The sequence below is a fragment of the Mesorhizobium sp. M0772 genome, assembly GCF_040320135.1.
In the GTDB taxonomy this organism is placed as follows: domain Bacteria; phylum Pseudomonadota; class Alphaproteobacteria; order Rhizobiales; family Rhizobiaceae; genus Mesorhizobium.
In genome coordinates this window covers 37,388-55,397 of sequence record NZ_JAMYPB010000035.1, presented here as the reverse complement: position 1 = coordinate 55,397, position 18,010 = coordinate 37,388, and the positions used below count along the sequence as shown (strand labels likewise).

General features: G+C 60.1%; 17 protein-coding genes and 1 tRNA gene. 9 read left to right on the top strand and 9 right to left on the bottom strand.

Features of this window, described 5'->3' with window-relative positions; genetic code table 11:
- Positions 1-182 precede the first annotated feature (182 nt).
- The 4 genes from NKI06_RS21510 to NKI06_RS21495 all read right to left on the bottom strand — a co-directional run bounded on the left by NKI06_RS21510 (position 183) and on the right by NKI06_RS21495 (position 3,646).
- Complete coding sequence (locus tag NKI06_RS21510; protein WP_352987014.1) at positions 183-1,076, bottom strand: 3'-5' exonuclease; 894 nt, start codon at positions 1,074-1,076, stop codon at positions 183-185.
- A 433-nt stretch (positions 1,077-1,509) separates the two neighbouring features.
- Complete coding sequence (locus tag NKI06_RS21505) at positions 1,510-2,394, bottom strand: nucleotidyl transferase AbiEii/AbiGii toxin family protein (RefSeq protein ID WP_352987013.1); 885 nt, start codon at positions 2,392-2,394, stop codon at positions 1,510-1,512.
- On the bottom strand, positions 2,387-3,007 hold the full coding sequence (locus tag NKI06_RS21500; protein ID WP_352987011.1) for a type IV toxin-antitoxin system AbiEi family antitoxin domain-containing protein: 621 nt from the start codon (positions 3,005-3,007) through the stop codon (positions 2,387-2,389). Before NKI06_RS21500 ends, NKI06_RS21505 begins: the two co-directional genes overlap by 8 nt.
- 150 nt (positions 3,008-3,157) lie before the next feature.
- Positions 3,158-3,646, bottom strand: coding sequence for a very short patch repair endonuclease (locus NKI06_RS21495; RefSeq protein ID WP_352987009.1), 489 nt, complete (start codon positions 3,644-3,646; stop codon positions 3,158-3,160).
- Positions 3,647-3,721: 75 nt separating this feature from the next.
- Here NKI06_RS21495 and NKI06_RS21490 point away from each other — a divergent pair, with 75 nt between their 5' ends.
- The 6 genes from NKI06_RS21490 (at position 3,722) to NKI06_RS21465 (ending at position 12,637) form a co-directional block, all read left to right on the top strand.
- The gene (locus tag NKI06_RS21490; RefSeq protein WP_352987007.1) at positions 3,722-5,326 is read left to right on the top strand and encodes a DNA cytosine methyltransferase; all 1,605 of its coding nucleotides are present in this window, start codon (positions 3,722-3,724) and stop codon (positions 5,324-5,326) included.
- A 170-nt stretch (positions 5,327-5,496) separates the two neighbouring features.
- Positions 5,497-8,115, top strand: a complete 2,619-nt coding sequence (locus NKI06_RS21485) for a Z1 domain-containing protein (RefSeq protein WP_352987005.1) — start codon at positions 5,497-5,499, stop codon at positions 8,113-8,115.
- A gap of 22 nt (positions 8,116-8,137) precedes the next feature.
- Positions 8,138-9,118, top strand: a complete 981-nt coding sequence (locus NKI06_RS21480) for a PD-(D/E)XK motif protein (RefSeq protein ID WP_352987003.1) — start codon at positions 8,138-8,140, stop codon at positions 9,116-9,118.
- Positions 9,100-10,938, top strand: a complete 1,839-nt coding sequence (locus NKI06_RS21475; RefSeq protein WP_352987001.1) for a hypothetical protein — start codon at positions 9,100-9,102, stop codon at positions 10,936-10,938. The genes NKI06_RS21480 and NKI06_RS21475 overlap by 19 nt, the downstream gene beginning before the upstream one ends.
- Positions 10,935-11,843 carry a hypothetical protein gene (locus tag NKI06_RS21470; RefSeq protein WP_352987000.1) on the top strand — a complete coding sequence of 303 codons (909 nt, stop codon included), beginning with the start codon at positions 10,935-10,937 and terminating at the stop codon, positions 11,841-11,843. The genes NKI06_RS21475 and NKI06_RS21470 overlap by 4 nt, the downstream gene beginning before the upstream one ends.
- A complete protein-coding gene (locus NKI06_RS21465; RefSeq protein ID WP_352986998.1) occupies positions 11,840-12,637 on the top strand; it encodes a DUF6339 family protein in 798 nt (265 codons plus the stop codon). Before NKI06_RS21470 ends, NKI06_RS21465 begins: the two co-directional genes overlap by 4 nt.
- 51 nt (positions 12,638-12,688) lie before the next feature.
- Here NKI06_RS21465 and NKI06_RS21460 read toward each other — a convergent pair whose 3' ends face one another.
- Both NKI06_RS21460 and NKI06_RS21455 read right to left on the bottom strand, forming a co-directional pair.
- Complete coding sequence (locus tag NKI06_RS21460; RefSeq protein ID WP_352986996.1) at positions 12,689-13,294, bottom strand: hypothetical protein; 606 nt, start codon at positions 13,292-13,294, stop codon at positions 12,689-12,691.
- 347 nt (positions 13,295-13,641) lie between these two features.
- The gene (locus NKI06_RS21455; protein ID WP_352986995.1) at positions 13,642-13,803 is read right to left on the bottom strand and encodes a PIN domain-containing protein; all 162 of its coding nucleotides are present in this window, start codon (positions 13,801-13,803) and stop codon (positions 13,642-13,644) included.
- Positions 13,804-14,270: 467 nt separating this feature from the next.
- On the opposite strand from NKI06_RS21455, the gene NKI06_RS21450 reads away from it, so the two are divergent.
- Positions 14,271-14,522 (top strand): helix-turn-helix transcriptional regulator, encoded by a 252-nt coding sequence (locus tag NKI06_RS21450; RefSeq protein ID WP_063170774.1) that lies wholly within the window; start codon positions 14,271-14,273, stop codon positions 14,520-14,522.
- The gene (locus NKI06_RS21445; protein WP_352986992.1) at positions 14,519-15,754 is read left to right on the top strand and encodes a tyrosine-type recombinase/integrase; all 1,236 of its coding nucleotides are present in this window, start codon (positions 14,519-14,521) and stop codon (positions 15,752-15,754) included. The genes NKI06_RS21450 and NKI06_RS21445 overlap by 4 nt, the downstream gene beginning before the upstream one ends.
- A gap of 21 nt (positions 15,755-15,775) precedes the next feature.
- Here the strand turns inward: NKI06_RS21445 and NKI06_RS21440 are convergent.
- Positions 15,776-15,851: transfer RNA gene (locus NKI06_RS21440), tRNA-Ile, on the bottom strand.
- A 134-nt stretch (positions 15,852-15,985) separates the two neighbouring features.
- On the opposite strand from NKI06_RS21440, the gene NKI06_RS21435 reads away from it, so the two are divergent.
- The gene (locus NKI06_RS21435; protein ID WP_352986990.1) at positions 15,986-16,693 is read left to right on the top strand and encodes an SIMPL domain-containing protein; all 708 of its coding nucleotides are present in this window, start codon (positions 15,986-15,988) and stop codon (positions 16,691-16,693) included.
- Between the two features lie 259 nt (positions 16,694-16,952).
- On the opposite strand, the gene NKI06_RS21430 is transcribed toward NKI06_RS21435, so the two are convergent.
- Both NKI06_RS21430 and NKI06_RS21425 read right to left on the bottom strand, forming a co-directional pair.
- A complete protein-coding gene (locus NKI06_RS21430; protein ID WP_023672466.1) occupies positions 16,953-17,297 on the bottom strand; it encodes a hypothetical protein in 345 nt (114 codons plus the stop codon).
- A gap of 220 nt (positions 17,298-17,517) precedes the next feature.
- Positions 17,518-17,964, bottom strand: a complete 447-nt coding sequence (locus tag NKI06_RS21425; RefSeq protein WP_023672465.1) for a YcgN family cysteine cluster protein — start codon at positions 17,962-17,964, stop codon at positions 17,518-17,520.
- Positions 17,965-18,010 lie beyond the last annotated feature (46 nt).

Sequence of the window (18,010 nt, the reverse complement as noted above, 5' to 3'; positions counted from 1 at the left end):
AGTATCGGAGAACCAATTGTGGTATCGAATGTAGGAGGAAGTCTTTTTCCACGCCTGAACCAGCACCGATTCCCTGCTGAGACATTTAATGGTTGGCTTCAAACGCTCGATCGACAAAACACCCCCCGGTTACTCTTCTGTCCTGCCTGAAACAGCGCTCAATTCCTTGAAACTCTAAGGCGTCATGATCGATCGGAGAATCTCTCGTAGGCCGTTATCTTTCGTACCAGAGGTTCGATCTCACGCCGATATATTTCAATACGAAGATAGATTAATTCCGACTCCTTGGCGTCGTCATCTACGTCGATGTACCAGGCGCGAGGGCCCGGGTTTCCAACGCCGTTCCATCTATAGCCTCGAGCTTTTAGAATATCCTTTAGATCAAACGGTGCATTTTCAGCCCAAATGCGCCAGGTCGGACACCTTGCCCTCTCCAAGAGGTGCCGCATGGCCGGCACACCAGATTTGGGCAACCGCGACGCTAAAAGTTCGATCGCTGCCATGCAGTCATTTGCGGCTCGATGACGGTCGTAGAAAAACCCCGCTCCCATGGCCAGGTAAACTAGTTTGGTTCCTTCATAACCTTCATTGCCCCAGTCGATCTGGGTCATAGAGCAAGCCCACGGCTTAGTTGCGAACACATCGCTGAGGCGCTCAGCGAAGCGCCTGTCAAATGCAGCGTTGTGTGCGATCACCAAGGCCGCATCGCTGGCGAACACTCCGACCTCCGCAGGATCAATCACCTGCCCCGCCACCATCTCATCTGTGATGCCCGTGAGGGCGGTGATCGCTGGCGGGATGGGTGTCGAGGGCTGTCGAAATTTTTGAAAGGCCTCCCGTATCTGAAAAATTCGACCGTCGAGGCCATAGGTGAACGGAACCATGGCAAGCTCGATGATCTCGTCGTTCACCGGATCAAGACCAGTCGTTTCCACATCCAGGAACAAGCCTTGGCGCATTTCCGAACCATCGGGCGGCTCGATGACCAACCGTGATGGTAGCCTACGCAGAACGCGATACTGGCCACTTGCATCGAGGGCTTTCGCCATGGCGTCAAGGTTCGCATTATTTTCCAACTCGTTCTACCTTTATGAATAGCTCTGCAGTAGCAGTCATAGGTCGAGAACAGAGCTTCGTCGGCGGGTCGAAAATGGCAAGAAGCTCTTCCCATCCGACATTCGCGCAGGAAATGTAGCCATTCGTGCACGCAGCTTCCGCTGATTTCTTCAGGCTGCGATGGTAAAGACGCCCAGCTCTTGCGAAGTGCATTGCTTCCCAGCCCGTCGGTTTCCGTTCATGAGCAGCGCTGTCCCTTATGCTGTTTCGAATCCTTCCGTCTGTACCGCCGGATGGAAAGAGCAATCCTTGACGTGCCGGATCGATGTCGACAAAGCCCATATCAAACACTGGATGGATTGCGTGGTGAGGTAGCAGGCCGTTGTGAACACCGTTGTCCGCGCTGGTCGCATACCCAACAAGTCGCTGGTTTGCGCCATGGCAGACCCAAAATCACGAAGCAGATTGTCTGCCGACAGACGAATTGATGCGTACGCACGATGGACCAACCAGCGCCCAGACAGCGTCGACGACCTCCTCCAGCGGCAGACCATCGTGGTCGATCGATTGTGCATAGGCCCGCCACTGGCGTTGCTTGGTCTCATCCCTCAAGAAGGTTCCGGAAAGGCCGGGCGGTCGATCGGCAGGAATGTCGGTTTGCCGTCGCTCGAAAGTCGCCCGGATGGCAGCATCCAGATCAGCATCAGCGAGAGGGACTGCCTTGGGGATCGCCCACAGATCGTAGTAATCTTTCATCCGACCGTTGGCGATGCCCAGCGCGACCATGGCCTGAAATTTCTCAGCGACAACAGTTGCCGGGGGATAGGTCCGTATCTGCGGCGTCTCCATGCCGAGCAACGATGGATAGGCGAGCGGTTGCGCCGCTGCGGCTAGAGCGTCGCCAAACCCTATGTCGATCGTAATTGGGATCCTGGACCGCTCCAAAAAGGCTGTTGTGCGTAGACGAACCCCGCCATATTCCATCTCTTCGCGGATCGTAGTTGCAGTCAGGCCTTGGGTATCGAATACAAGTCCATCGTCGGTAGCGAGTGCCATGATTTCGGCAAATGTAGCTCTGAGCTTTTCCGGGTTGGCATCGCCGTGACCAAGAAAGTCAGCGTCTCGCGTCTCGCGATTGCCACCGTCGATCCATAGGGTAACGAGCATCCCTCCCTTCAGAATGAAACGATCGCGCTGGTCCGAGACAGACAGGCGGTAGAGCAGCCGTTCCAGCGCGTAGCGCACCAGCACGACCTCATAGATCCGGCCTTCCTTGCGCGCGAGGTTCAGTAACCGCTGCTTGATCGAGGCAGCCTGATTTGTAGTACCGTTAGCCATTCGAGGTCAGAGCCTCGAGATAGGGGCGCATGATCTTCCAGGAGTCACCTGCCATTGCCGCTTCCGCGATGGAACCGGGTGTTGCCTTGCGCTGGTCGAGCGCAGCTCGCAGCCCCTCGACTGCAACCGAGCGATCGACCAGCTTGCGGTTGCGGAAGATATCGGCGAGCGTCTTCTCGACCGAGAAGATGGGAACGTCGACTCCCGATATCCGATGATGCTCGATTCCTTGGTCCATGTACTTGTCACGAAGTTCGACGATGCGGATCGGCGGATATGAAGGAACCGGTGCCCAGTCCCTCGCGCTGATTGCGACCCATATCTTGCGAGGCATCTGGTCGGTCAGCCCGTGAAAGGCGAGCGCCGAAACCATGGCAATGACGCCTTTGGGGACCCTCTTTGCAGCTTCTGCGAGCGCCTGCTCGGTCTCGACTTCACTGTCGGCGCGTTGATAGAGGCCGCGCGAGATGCGGATGAGTTGGCCATTGTTGACAGCGCGCGAGATCGTCTCGGGCGCAATCCCGGCCTTGCGGAGTTCGTATGCGCGCATGATTGGCTGGGTGTCCAGGAGGGCAGCCAGTTGTTGGCGTTGGGTTGTTTGAGTCCGTTCCATGACGTGACATATCCTGGGTCTCGTTTCGATCATACCCAGGATATGTCACATTGTCGCTCCGTGACAAATCCTGGGTTTCATTTAAATCATACCCAGGATTTGTCACAATCCCAATGTCTAGCCCTTGGCTTTCTCAACTCGCCACTCCAGTCACAATGACGCTCTCCTGGTCAGCGGAGAATCGACACGTGGACGTACAACATCGCTTTCGAAATCACCGCTTTCCGACCATACCCAGGCCAGCACCCGTTCTACCGTCTCATTGAGATACGCTGCCCGAAGCCCACATTCCCAGACGATAGCGACGCGCCAGCCTTCCGCATGCAAGGCATCGACCACCTCGCAGTCTCGGGTCATGTTTCGATCGAACTTCGCAGCCCAGAATTCCGGCCTGGACGCTGGTGTGCTGCACCAGTGACAACCCGCGTGACGATGCCAGAAGCATCCGTGAACGAGGATTACCGCCCGTCGCGAAGACAGAACCATATCCGGTCGGCCAGGCAAATGTGCCCCGTGCAATCGATATCGCAGGCCAGACCGATGCAGCGCCTTTCGCAATGCCATTTCCGGCCTCGTGTTCTTCCCTCGAATGCCGGACATCATCCGAGAACGGGTCGCCTGATCAACTACATCTGCCATCGATCCAAGCCTGTCATTTCTCTGCAGAGCTGGTATTAATCAGACCTTTGCTCCGGGGTCGAAAGAGCGTGATTCTTGCCAACATATGCAGTTGTTGACATATTTGCAGGTCCTGGAGGACTGGCCGAGGGATTTTCGAGCGTTTCCGGCGCCGATGGGAAATGCGCGTTCAAGATCGCTCTGTCGATCGAGAAGGACAAGGCGGCGCACTCGACCCTGCAGCTGCGAAGCTTCCTGCGCCAGTTTGGCAATTCCCTTCCTGGAAGTTACTACAATCTGATCAATGAGGGGGGCGAAGTACCCGACTGGTCCAAACAGCACCCAAAGGAATGGGCCGCGGCGGAAGAGGAGGCCTGGCAACTCGAGCTTGGCAAGGAGGATCCCGAGGGGCGACTGAACGCTCGACTCGACGCCATCCGGGCCGAAAGTGGCGGCAATGTCATCCTCATAGGCGGTCCGCCCTGCCAAGCATATTCGCTCGTTGGCCGTGCTCGCAACCAGGGCAAGGAAGGGTATGTGGCCAGCGAGGATGAAAAGCACTTCCTGTACAGGGAATATATCCGCATCCTCGATCGACTCCGGCCCGCGGCCTTTGTCATGGAAAACGTCAAGGGCATGCTGTCTTCGTCGGTCGATGGCGAGAATCGGATTTTCGATCAGGTACTTCGTGACCTGCGTGGAGACCGGCCGCACGGAGAGCCATACCGGCTGATTGCACTGGATCCGCGTAGCCGAGGACAACTCGGCTTTGGCAGGTTTGAACCACGCGCCACTGATTTCATAGTTCGTGCCGAGGATTTCGGAATTCCTCAAGCACGCCATCGAGTGATCGTCGTCGGCCTCAGGTCCGACCTGGCTGCGGACTTGCCTGATTCCGCCCTCGCTGACCTGATGGTCCGCCATAGCCTGACTGCAACCGTCGGCAATGTACTGGATGGGATGCCGAAGCTGCGCAGCGGTCTCAGCCGTGGCGTCGACAGCCGGGAGGAGTGGAAACAGATGGTCAGCATCGCCATGGCCTTTGTCGCCGACGTGGACACCGGTCTCGCGGATGATCTGCAAGCAGCATTTGCGCAGACGGCTCATCGGTATCATACGACCTTCGAGAGCCTGAACGACATACCTGGCCGTGAGGCGCGGGGCGTCGGCATCTCGCCAGCCTGTCCAGCCGACCTTCGTGACTGGCTGATCGATCCCAGGCTGGAGACACTGCCAAATCATGCGACTCGTAGCCATATGGCGAGCGATCTTGCCCGTTACTTCTTTGCAGCGGTCTTCGCCGAAGTCGTCGGCCGCTCGCCGAAGGCGTCGGATTTTCCGGAGGAGCTGGCACCGGAGCACGAGAACTGGAACTCGGGCAAGTTTGCCGATCGCTTCCGGGTGCAACTCTCCAAGGCTCCCTCAACGACCGTCACGAGTCATATCTCCAAGGATGGACACTACTTTATCCATCCTGACCCAATGCAATGTCGCAGCCTTTCGGTACGCGAGGCGGCGCGTCTTCAGACCTTCCCCGACAACTATCTCTTCCAGGGCAATCGTACCCAGCAATATACCCAGGTTGGCAATGCGGTGCCGCCTCTCCTCGCCCGCTGGATCGGTGAAGCTCTTTTCGTGATTCTGACTGCCGAGAGAAGCGATGCAACAGAAAACGAAATGAAGCTGTCGCAAGTTGCCTGACCAAGCTAGTTGGAAAGACTCACGCTGATATTCGCGTACGGTTCTAGTGGCGAAGTCGTTCGCGTTTTTTTCATTTCAGCTTGCAGCAGATGGCCTGCGGCGTACAAAGTCCATTCGGGGCGATGAGTCTATTCACAGCGGGGCGGGTGATGTCGGTATCAGCGACACAAATGGATGCGTTTGTCAGGCAGTTGCGCGCGCGCCTGTCATCGGCTGACGGCCTGGACGACGCGGCTCGCCTCGTCCGGCAGGACCTCGAACCGTTCCTTGGCCGCTTCTCGGACGAGACCGAGCAGGATTTTGCTGCCGCCATCGAACAGGTTCGCGGATCCATTCGACCCGTCGAAATTCTCAGGGTGAATTCGATCTTCCGAATCCGCCAGGACTGGTATCATGGGCCGGCGGAAACTGATCGTCACTGGCCCGCGTTGCGGGCGTATCTCGTCGATTCCAAGGGCTGGTCCGCAGACACCGTCGATGACCGCATCGGCAAGGCCTCGAACGAGATCGTCTCGCTGCTTGAGAATCCCTCGAAGGAGAGCTTTGCATGTCGTGGTCTGGTCGTTGGACACGTTCAGTCCGGCAAGACCGCCAACATGACCGCCGTCATCGCAAAGGCTGTCGACGCCGGCTACAATCTGGTGATCATTCTGGCTGGCCTCACGAACAAGCTTCGCAAGCAGACCCAGGGGCGCATGCAGAAGGATCTGGTCGATCGGCTGAGAGACCAGTGGCAGCTCCAGACTCGGGAAGACGAGCAGGGCGATTTCAGGATGCCGCCCAATGGCGGCTTTCCGATGCCCGTGGATGGGGCGGCGCAGCTCGCAGTCGTGAAGAAGAATGTTGCTCCGCTCGGACAGCTGCTTCTCACACTCGAGCGTACCCTGCCCGCGATTCTGCGCCGTCTGAAGGTCCTTGTCATCGATGATGAGTGCGACCAGGCGAGTGTGAACACGGCCTCGGGCGAGTACGACATGACGCGCATAAACGAGAGGATCCGCCTCATCCTCAAGAAAATTCCGGCAAATTCCTACGTAGGATATACCGCCACGCCGTTCGCCAACGTGCTCATCAACCCTTTCCCCGCTGGGGGAAGGGAACTCGACGACCTCTACCCGAAGGACTTCATAACCGCCTTGCCGACGCCGGATGGTTATTTCGGGACCGAGCGTCTGTTCGGCCGCCCGCCCGTCGACGCGGATTCCCCGCAGCCGGAAGAAGAGGGGCTCGACATGATCCGGGAGATCCCGGAGGACGACATCGCGTTCCTTCAGCCTCCGAGCCGGGCAGAAAAGGATCATTTTCAGCCACGCATGACGGAATCGCTCGAAGATGCGGTCCTGTATTTCCTGGCGTCTTGCGCAGCGCGACGGTTCCGAGGCGATGCGGACAGCCACATGTCGATGCTGATCCACACATCAGCGTATGTGATCATGCATGAGCGGCTGGCCACTCTGGTGAAGGCATGGCTCGAGGTTATCGCCGACCAGATCACGGACCCCGGATCTGCTCTTGGGACAAGGATGCTTGGTCTCTGGGAGGCCGAGCAGCAGCGCGTGCCCGACGACCTCTGCGCCCTGCCCTACGTCACCGGACATCAGCTGATGCCATTCATGGCGGCGGTCCTCGAGGCGCTGGAAGTTCCTGTCGAGAACGGCACCAGCGACGATCGGATCAACTATGACGGTTCTCCGAGGACATACATCGTGATCGGTGGCTCCATCCTCGCTCGCGGCCTGACGATCGAGGGCCTCTGCGTGAGCTACTTTCTGCGCACATCCAGCCAGTACGATACGCTGCTGCAGATGGGACGGTGGTTCGGCTATCGGCCCGGATACGAGGACATGCCGCGCATCTGGATGACCGATTCGCTCAGCACGGCGTTCCGTTCGCTCGCTCTCATCGAGGCCGAGATCAGGGGGGATGTGGCGGAGTATGCGGTCCGCAAGACGACTCCGATGGAATTCGCGGTCAGGGTGAGGTCGATCCCGGGGATGGCGATCACTGCCGCAAGCAAGATGAGAGCGGCCATCCTCACCGACGTGAGCTATGCCGGCAAGCACGTGCAGACAATCCGCTTCGATCATCGCAGGCCTGAGATCGTCAGGGGAAACTGGACCGCCGCCGCCCATCTGATGACACAGGCGACCGACCTCGGGTTACGCGACCGGGAATCGGCGCGCATCCTGTTTCGCGGTGTGCCCGGGCGCCTGATAGTGCAGTTTCTTCGGGCATACTCTGTGCAGGCGTCCCACAGGGAGCTCTCAGCCGAGTTCCTGCTGGGATACATCGAGGCATCTGGCGACAGCGCGCGGACATGGAACGTCGGAGTCGTGGAACCGAAAAGCGGGGAACCGTCGGCAGCACCGATGGGCGAACTTGGCCCGGTACGACTTTCGACAAGAACGCGACTGGAGCGGCCGGATGATTTCGCCGACATCAAGGCGCTGATGTCGCGAAGGGACGTCCTCTTCGACTGTACTGGCGGAGACGCCGCGGCAGAGACAGATTGGACCAGGCTGAAGGCCGTGCGCGCCGGCGTCGTCGGCAACGTGCCGCTCCTGCTTCTCTATCCGATCGACAGGAACTCGACGCCGAGAAGGCCGTCGGGCCAGCGCGTCGGCCTCGAAGCCGTCGGTGATCTGGTCGGCTTCGGGATTGTCTTTCCCGGGTCGGCAGACGGGTCAGGCGGATATTACAGTGTGAGACTGGAACCACCATCGGCAGACGATCTCGAAGACATCGAGGACGAGATCGCAGAACAGCTCGAGGCCGGTCGTGTCCACTGAGCCATCGCTCGAAGAGTGGTCCATGCTGCGCCGTGGTGGTCACGCATCGAGCGAGCTCGGGATTCCAAGCGTGGATACAGGAATCGAGACTGGCTTCGGAAGCGTTCGCCTTGCGCTAGGCAATGCGGGCGAGCTGCGCGTGCTCCTCCCGATAAGACACAGCGAACGGATCGCGCAGGTTCCGAGCAGTCCGTCGCTTGGGATCGGCATCACGACCTACTCTCTGAATGGTGTCTCGGTACGCTACCTTGACATTGTCTGCCTGGCAGCCGGGCTGGACGGGGTCTTTGCGGATGTCAGCGCAGAGATGATGAAGCGTATCAGGGCTGGCTCGTCTCCAGTCGACGCCTGCGCGTCGACCCTCGACGACTTCAGATCGCTGCTCGCCGATCCGGCTTCTGGAGCAACTACCCAGGAAGTGAGGGGTCTCGTCGGCGAGCTCCTGATGCTCCGGCGGATGCTTCGGCTTGATGCGCGCGCCTGGCGGCTCTGGCGCGGCCCCATGATGGAACGTCATGATTTTCGCGCCGGCAGCCTCGCGCTCGAGGTCAAGACCTCCGCGAGAGTGACTGGCCTTTCGGTCAAGATTTCCTCGGTCGATCAGCTGCTCGCTCCAACGGGAGGCGTGCTGCATCTCGTGCTCTATCAGCTCGAGCAGTCGACGGGCGGCGACCTTTCCGTATCGACACTGGCCGCAGAAGCCACGTCGATGGCATCGGACTCCCTTGAGGTCCGGAATCTTCTTGCGGCTGTCGGCTGCGCTGATCCGAACGCTCCGGTGTGGAACAGGGCGAACTTTCATCTTGAGGGCGAGCATCACTATGTTGTCGGCGACGACTTCCCCAGGATCATCCCGGAGAGCTTCGCGACCGGGGCGCCGCCCACAGGCGTTACCAGCCTTTTCTACTCAATCGACCTTGTCGCTGCCGAGTCCAGCCGTCTGGCTGCCGTTCGTGCCGACGCTCATGTCACCGAGATGATCGCATGCCTCGACCACCCCTGACACTGCACTCCGAGGCGTATTCAGCATCCGGCAACCTGGCCGCCGACGGCTATCTGAAGCTGCTCGGTGCGCCCTCGATCGATCTTGTCCAGACGGTGGTGAGAGAGGCCGTGCAGAACAGCTGCGATGCCGCCTTGTCCGACGGCGGAGCCGAGGTCCATTTTCGGTTGCGCACGCTTGATCCGCAACAGGCCGCGGTTCTGCGTGTCGAGATACTGAGCCAGCGACCGCTCGACGGCAAGGCGGCGGGCAGCCTCGACGATTTCCTGCATTCCGAAAGCCTGCGCGTGCTCGAGATCTGTGACTTCGGCACAGCCGGTCTCGCCGGACCGACCAGAGCTGACCTGGCGTCTGATGATGGGCCAACCGACTTTGTCGATTTCCTGAGGAACGTGGGTTCACGCCGCAACACCGTGCACGGCGGCGGCACATACGGCTATGGCAAGACCTCCCTCTATCTGGCGAGCCGCTGTTCGACGATCGTGATCGACAGTCAGACCTCCTTTGCAGGCGATGCGGTCCGCCGCCTCATCGCTGCCCAGCTTGGATCAGCATTTGACGCAGACGACCCGCACGGAGTGAGACGAAGGTTCACCGGGAGGCACTGGTGGGGTGTTCCTGCCGACCGCGAGGAGTACGTCGACCCGATCGAAGGCCAGGAGGCTGCGGACCTAGCCGACGCGATCGGCTTTCCGGGGCGCGACGCTACCCGATCAGGCACCTCGATCATGATTCTTGACCCTGCGTTTGTCGGCACCGATGGCGAGCATGCGATGAGCCTCGTGCAGGAGGCACTGCTCTGGTTCTTCTGGCCCCGCCTCATCGAGGACACGCCCGAGACGCGGAAGATGCACTTCCGCGTTTTCATCGACGATACGGAATATCCGCTGCCGCAGCCTGAGGACTTTCCTCCGCTGGATCTCTACGCGCGTGCAATGAAAGCCTTGCGGGCCGATCCGGCGAGTGGCGAGGAGATACGCTCCTTTCGGCCGAACAGGATGCTTGGTCACTTGAGCATGGTTCGAGGGCTCCGGGCAGATCGAATCTCGACAGCAGGTCGTGAGGGTAGCCTGTTCCCGGAGCGATCCGCCGCGATCGCCGTGATGCGGCCTGTGGAACTGGTGGTTCGCTACTACGAAGGTCCGCAGCTTCCCGATGATCGATTCGAGTGGGCTGGTGTCTTTGTCGCTTCAGATGAGCAGATCGTCGAGGCTGCCTTCGCAGAAGCAGAGCCGCCCGCCCACGATGATTGGCAGTTCGAGGCGCTCGCCGACAAGGAGGCGCGCAGTATCGTGCGGATCGCCGTCCGCCGCATCAAGGTTGCCGCGGCAGAATATGCAAATCCGCCGGCGGCGCCGCCGCTCGCCGGCGCTACTGGACCCTCGCTTGCGCCGGTCGCCGGCCAGGTTGGAAGGGTACTCGAGGGTGAAGGCGAAGGCGCAGGTCCTCGAGCTCCCGGGGGCGGTGGTGGCGGTGCAGGCCGTGGTGGCAGCGGCGTCACTCGACCCTTGTTCCTGAGACTGGAGGAAGGCCAGGACGGGCCTGTCGCGGTTTTCGAGATGGTCGTGAGGGGCGACGGCGCGGCAAGTTCGCTGCTTCTTGAACCTGCACTTGTGATGGACGGCGGCACCGCAGCCGAAGCTCCGTCGACCATCAAACCTCATGTGCTCGACGCTCGCGATGACTTCGGAGAATCGCTCGGCAGCGGGACGCGGATCGAGATCGGTGATCGAGTCGGCAGGTTCGAGGTGGCTGTCGCGATGCCGTCTGATTGCGCCGTGACCCTCGGCGCGCGACTGTCCGCGGCAGCCGACGCATGAGCCGTATCGCCTTTCCATTCCTGACGCTAGGGACCGACGCCGTACATGCCGGCCCATGGGTACTTGTCGAGAACGGTCGTGAAGTCGTCATAGAAGATCCCTGGATTGCAGACTGGGACAGCGGACGGGACGTGACCCTCAGGCGCCGGATTGCTGTCGATCTTGATATCGCCGCTTCACAGCTGCGGATCGACATCGCGCAGCTCGCCTTGGTGCTGTTGATGCGCGTCGGCACGGGTGCGGGCAACATGCCCCGAACGATCGTTACAGCGACGCGTCGCGAAATTCGCGCTGGAGAAATTCTTCTCGAGGAGCGAGTGGCAGGACACAGCCTTTCCCAGCGCCTTCTTGCCGAGACAATGATCCTCCTCGGCCACCCCGGTTCAGGCGCCCACACGCTGTCTCCGTCGCGACCCGCATCGAAGCTCTGGTCTGACCGGATCGATCTGCGTCTCGAGGGCGAGGAGCCCAGATTCCCGATGGAATCGCTGAGTTTCTCCCGCCGCTTCGCCGGAAGGCCGGAAGCCTATGCGCCATGGTACCTGCACTGGGCTCCAGGCAACCTCCACCGGGACTTCGGTGGAGCTGTTCGACTTTTCCTCAACAGCGATCGCCCCGACTTCACCGAGCGTCTTCTCGCCGGCGATCGCGCCACCCTCCAGGTGGTGCTTGCCGATGTCATGACGCAGATCATCGCGACATCGCTGCGACAGTCCGATTTCGAGCAAGCGGTCGCAGAGAGCGACTCCAACTCTATAGCAGGTAGAGTCGAGTTCTGGATCCGGCTGGCCTTTCCCGGCCAGGACATCCAGACGATTCGGAGCATGCTCGATCTTAGACCATCCTCGTTCCATGCAGCGGTTCTCGCCGCTGCGGACGTCGCGACGGAGGAGGCTCGCGCATGAGCGTGGCACTACTGCCGAGACTCGACCGCATCGCAGTCGACGCGTGCCTTTCGTCTACAGCGGGTCTCATGGTGACCGTCGATGCTGGGCTGGATTCTGCCCATTTTCCTGTCGAGGCAACTTATGCTGCGAGCGGTGGAAGCCCGGTGCCCGACGAGTTTCTCCGGACACTCCGATCGGCTCTGCTCGAGATCGGGCATGCCTGCGGATTTCCGGACCGAGGCAGCGCCATCGAGCGAGCTCGGTTCGACGAACTTGCATCCATCCACCTTGCACAGGTGCCTGAGTTTGAAAGCGGAGAAGCACTGCGGGATGACGTGTGGGCGTTCCTCGCGACGGTAGTTCTGCCTGACCTTGTGGCATGGCGATTCGCCGGAAGGCCGGCCGAGCGATTTCAGGGCGGCATTCGCAATGCATTCCAGAGGCTGTGGATGAGAGGGCGAATACTCGACAGAGGTCCTCGGACCGGCCGCCGCTGGGAGCTGCTGGCAGAGCTCACGGAAGATGCTCTTGTCCAGATCACCGAACGGCCATCCGTCGGAAGTGACGCGCGGCTTGCGCGCGGGTTCGCCGAGGCCTGGGTCAGGGCGACAGTTCGGCTCGGCCGTCCGGCTATGGAAGATGTGACGCGGGAAGCTATCATCCGGCTGAGACTGCGGAACCAGATCCAGGTCCTCTCGGAGATTGAGGATTCCGAACTGGGGACCGTCATGGATTCCTTCTTCACCGTAGACAGTACACCGCCAGCGCCTGCCAAGCCCGGTTGGGTAGGCCGCCTGCTCGGTCGGACCTGACCAGCTCATCCTTGTGAGGGCCGGCCCGCGCATACTGCGGCTACGCGAAGTTCACAAAACAGGCGCATTCCGCTGGGATTCCTCATACGAAAGCACGGTCACGAGCTTGATGGCTTCGTTCCAATGTCGCGCCACGTCAGCACGGGTGATGGTTCGGCCCGGTCGGTAGGCTGGCAGATCGCCCGCAAGTGCCTTCAGGTCGCGCAATACGGACGCAATGTGCGGCCATGGGAAATCCGTCGGATCGCCGATGTCCCGGTCGGCGCCAACAATCATCTCCAGCTTTGCGATGATCCCTGCGAGCGACGGAGCTGCAACGCTCGGGATAGCATCCTGAAATTTGAGTGCCTCGGTCATGGCAAACACCTCTGCCTCGCGAGCCACCGCATATTCGGCGCTCCCCTCCGGCGCGGCCACCGCCATCCGCCGAGACAAGGATTTGCCTGAGGTCAATACCGGAATTCCGGTATTGGCCATCATTCGCGCCTCCAAACGTTGCTGCACCCGACACAATAGCAATGAGGCATATCGAGCTTGTCGCCACTCGCTCCAAAGGCCTAAAGCCGGGTCTATAGCTTGCCGTTCGGGACCGTTCGGCTTATCGCCTTGCCTGTCGATGACGAAAGGCAAAGTCGTGGTATTGTCGGAATCAGCCATGATCCGAGCTCCAGACAGCTTTGGCGTGGTCAGGCTAGGCACGGTGCGTCAACACTGCGTCTAGCCGCACCCCCGACAACCGGCCAAGGGTATCCACTGATACCTTTGGATCATACCGCAATGATCTAAAGGGATCAACAGAAATTGGTGACAGCAGCACAAATGCGGGCGGCCCGAGCTTTGATCAGCCTATCACAATCGGAGCTTGCCAAGCGGGCCGGCGTTTCAATTCCTACTGTAAAACGCTGTGAGAGCGACAGTGAGCGCGTCGCTGCAGTCTCTGCTGAAACCCAGGACAAAATCCGTGTCGTTCTGGAGGCAGAGGGTGTGGAATTCACTAACGGCAATCATCCGGGTGTCAGACTGCGGCGGCCCTGACCGACGAAGCAGCGGGAATAAAGTTTAAAATCGCCATAGGCGCGGCGGATATTGGCCGTGCCGTATTTTGAAAGTTCCGCCAGTATCGCTGCGATCTTACCGTGGGACACATTGTCCGCGTCGATGAGCAAGGCGATTCGCCGATCAGATCTGGTTCGCGACCTGTCCTCATTCTCCATTCGATTGTTCGCCCTCCCTGCGCATCTTCATTGATAGCATCTATGTGCGATGTGCGCACGATTGTGGTTCAAGCAGCGCCCTCGGGTGCACGGCGAGGGGCAGTTGGCCTATCGAGCCCGTGGGGACCCTGCCACCTAATTTCGATCGATCTTCGGCGACGTTTACGCTCTTGCTGACCGTCGCCGATAGCAGAAGAGTGCTTCGGCGATAGTGGGTCTCGCGATGTAGCGGTCTCCCGACTCGAACCCCCGCAGCCGCGGTCTGCTATCCTATTTTCACGCCATTACGGCCGTTTGCCGCATTGGCCGGACAGATCCATTCCAGGCATTCCAAGGAAAGGGTAGCGTGATTGCTTCTTAGGTGAATGCTCCACTGTCGCGGAACTCAGCCCGCGAGGCGATGTGCAGCGAGAAAACCAATGAAACGCGCACTTGGCGGGCTCCTCCTGTTCGGCATTAATCGAGAACAGGCAGCGGTAGCTATCGGCGTCAGCCCAACGACGTTCGACCAGATGGTCGCGGATGGCCGTATGCCACAACCGCGGATGCCCAGCAAAGAGCGCTATGTCTGGGACGTGGAGGAACTGGCAGAGGCATTCGGGCGGCTACCACACCGCAACAGCAAACTTGACGGCGTGTCCTCCAGCGATAATCCTTGGGATCGCAGATGATGGACGTGGCGAGCACCATGGTGAAATTCAATCTGAAAGGCGTTGTCGAAGACAGGGATCGGCACGGCAATATCCGGCTGTACTTCCGAGCACCGGGTAGAAAAAAGATCCGTCTCCGAGAAAAGCCAGGTTCAGCCGAGTTCCACGAAGAAGTGCGCTGCGCGCGAGCTGGCGTTCCCTATGCTTCGGCTCAGAATGTGGTCAGGCCTGTAGTGAGGCCAGTGGCCCCTCGCGGCAGTCTGATGTGGCTTTGCCAGGAGTATTTCCGGCGCGGTGGCGCAGAGGTCGGCGAAGGCACGATGCTTCGACGACGAACAATACTCGAAGGCGTTTGCAAACTGCCTCACCCGCTGAGCGGGCCAGTCAATCCGGACTTCTCGACGAAGGGTTCATTACCATTCGCGGCCATGAAGCGGGCTCACGTCAAGGAGCTCCGTGATACCCGGTCAGACGCTCCGGGGGCAGCCAACAATATTACAAAAGCCATTAGCGCAATGTTCGCTTGGGCCAAGGATGCCGAGATGGTCGAGGTCAATCCGGCAAACGGAATAAAGCGCCTGACTTCGGGCAATGGCGAAGGTTTCCACACCTGGGAAGTGTCGGAGATCGTCCAGTATGAGAAACGGCATGCGCGCGGCACTATGGCTCGTATGGCGCTGGCGATTTTCATGTTCACAGGTTTGCGACTGTCAGATGCAGCCATCTTCGGCAGACAACACATTACCCAGGTTCGCAACAAGGATACCGGGACCTGGGAGAAGTGGATCAGGATCAAGCCCGGCAAGACCGACAAGAGCAAGGTGCGCAAGGAAGCGATTGTCGTCGAACTGCCTCTGCTCCCAGAACTCGAGGATGAGCTTTCCTTCGCCCCGGCCGGCAACCTGACATTCCTCGTCACCGAGTATGGTCGGCCTTTCTCGGAAAACGGCCTTGGTAACAAGATGCGCCAATGGTGCGACGAAGCGGGGCTCCGGGACTGCAGCGCCCACGGGGTCCGCAAGGCAGGCGCCACCGTTGCCGCAGAAAACGGAGCCACACATGAACAGCTGAAGGCGATTTACGGCTGGACGACGTATCAGCAGCCCGATCATTACATCCGCAAGGCACGCCGCCGGATAGTGGCGCAGTCTGCCCGGACACTTCTGGTATTCGATCGAAACGAGAACGAAAATGTCCCACTTTTGGAGGGGGTGGAAGAGAGTGGGACAAAAAAGCACAAAAAACCCAATTAAATCAACGGCAGCGAAAGCCAATGGTGGGCCCGGAGGGACTCGAACCCCCAACCAAGCGGTTATGAGCCGCCGGCTCTAACCATTGAGCTACAGGCCCCACGCGCGCTGGATTAGTGTTTTTCCTTGCGCGGCACAAGGCTTTCCGGACGGGCTGGCCGAGATCGCCCAAATCAGCCCATATTCGCGCCCTAGTCGACAGGCGCGACTGGATCGCACACCGAGGAGATTTTCATGACCAGACATATTTTGCCGCTCGCACTTGCCGCCGCGATCGCTTTTCCGGCGATGGCAAGCGCCGATTCGCTGCCCCCGCCCCGCATCGTCGTGTCGGGTGAAGGCCAGTCGACCGTGGCCCCCGACCTGGCGCTGCTGACGCTCAGCGTCATGCGCGAGGCCAAGACCGCACGCGCGGCACTCGACGCCAACAACGACGCCATGGCCGCCGTGATCGCGGCAATGAAGTCGGCAGGGATCAAGGACCGCGACCTGCAGACCGCCGGCATCCAGATCAACCCGCGTTACAACTACACCAACAAACCGGACGGCAGCCAGGAAGCCGAGCTTGTCGCCTACCAGGTGACCAACACACTCTCGGTGCGCATCCGCGACATCGACAAAACAGGTGAGATTCTCGACAAGGCTGTGTCGCTCGGCGTCAATCAGGGCGGAGGCATTTCGTTCTCCAACGAAGACCCGAAAGCTGCCGTCACCGAAGCCCGCAGGAAGGCGGTCGCCGATGCCATGGCCAAGGCCAAGACGCTGGCCGAAGCCGCCGGCGTCAGCATCGGCCGGGTGCTGGAAATCACCGACCAGAACGTTGCGCCGGCGCCGATGCCGATCAATGCCAAGGCCTTCGATGCGGCAGGCGCCGCGGTTCCCGTGCAGGCCGGCGAGAATGCCTACGCCGTGCAGGTAACAGTTACATTCGAGCTTAAGTAGCAGGCCGCCGGGCCGGGCGCGGTTCTGCTGAACCCGTCGGCCGGAACCGCAGATTTCCGACATGAAAAACCCCGGAGGACTGGCCTCCGGGGTTTTTTCGAGCCGCACCTTTCCGCGGAGGGAAAGGGGCTCCTGGCTGACCCTAGAAGGGTCATGCCGCTACTCCAGGCTGATCCTCGCAGAGGAACATGCCTCCGGATCGACCTTCGCAGAAGGTCGTATCCCAGACTGATCTTCGCAGAAGATCAGTCTGGTTCTCTTAGCGATAGATAACCGGGCAGCCGCGCTCATTGGCGAACACGACCACTACGCGATCGCCATACTGGCGGCCGGCGACCTTCACCACGCGGCGATTGACATCGACGATGCGGACGCGGTGCAGGCCCATGCGCTCGGCCTTGTCGAGGGCGCGGTCCGGCGAGCAGCGGCGCCAATTGCGGTCACGGCGAAAGCCGTCCTCATCGTCGCCGGTGTAGACGCCGACGCGGCGGTCATGGTTGTTGCCGAAGCCGAGATAGATCGAGTCCGCCTGAGCGGGCACTGCGGCAAGGGTGCCGAGAGCTACGAGACCCGAAAGGGCTGCCGTCTTGAATGAGTTGAACATTGTCTTCTCTCCTTGTTGAGGGCTTGCGCCCGTCTTGGTCGAACCGATGGGGGGAGAATGCTCCTTGCAATCTGAACTCTTCGCGAACCGGCCGTTCATTTTCGGTTAATCTGCCCGACAGGTTGAAAGCAACCGCCCCTTCCACCGCTGCAAACGATCCTGACCGTCAAAAACGTCCAATGGCGCAGAACGCCCTATGGCAGCGTCCGTTCCAGAATGCTCAGGGCTCGTCATCGAGCATATAGTCGAAATAGTCGTCCGGCTCGGCCAGATCGGTCTCACTGGCGCGGACGCGGCCGCGCATGGAGATGCCGGCATCATGAACGGTCTCGGCACTTCCCGACACCAGCCTGTGCCACCAATAGAGGTCGTGCCCCTCGGCAACCAGCCGGTAGGCACAGGTTTTCGGCAGCCACGTGATGGTGCGCACATTCTGCGGCGTCAGCCCGACACAGTCCGGCACGCGCGCCAGCCGGTTGGCATAGTCCGAACAGCGGCAGCTTTGCCCATCGAACAGCCGGCAGCCGACTGATGTCCAGTAGATCTCGCCGGTATCCTCGTCCTCGAGTTTAGACAGGCAGCATTTTCCGCAGCCGTCGCACAGCGATTCCCACTCGGTGGGCGTCATCGCTTCCAGCGTCTTGGTCTTCCAGAACGGCGTTTCCATTATGGGTCGAGATGTGGCCTCCGCATGCGGCAAGGTCAAGCTGTTG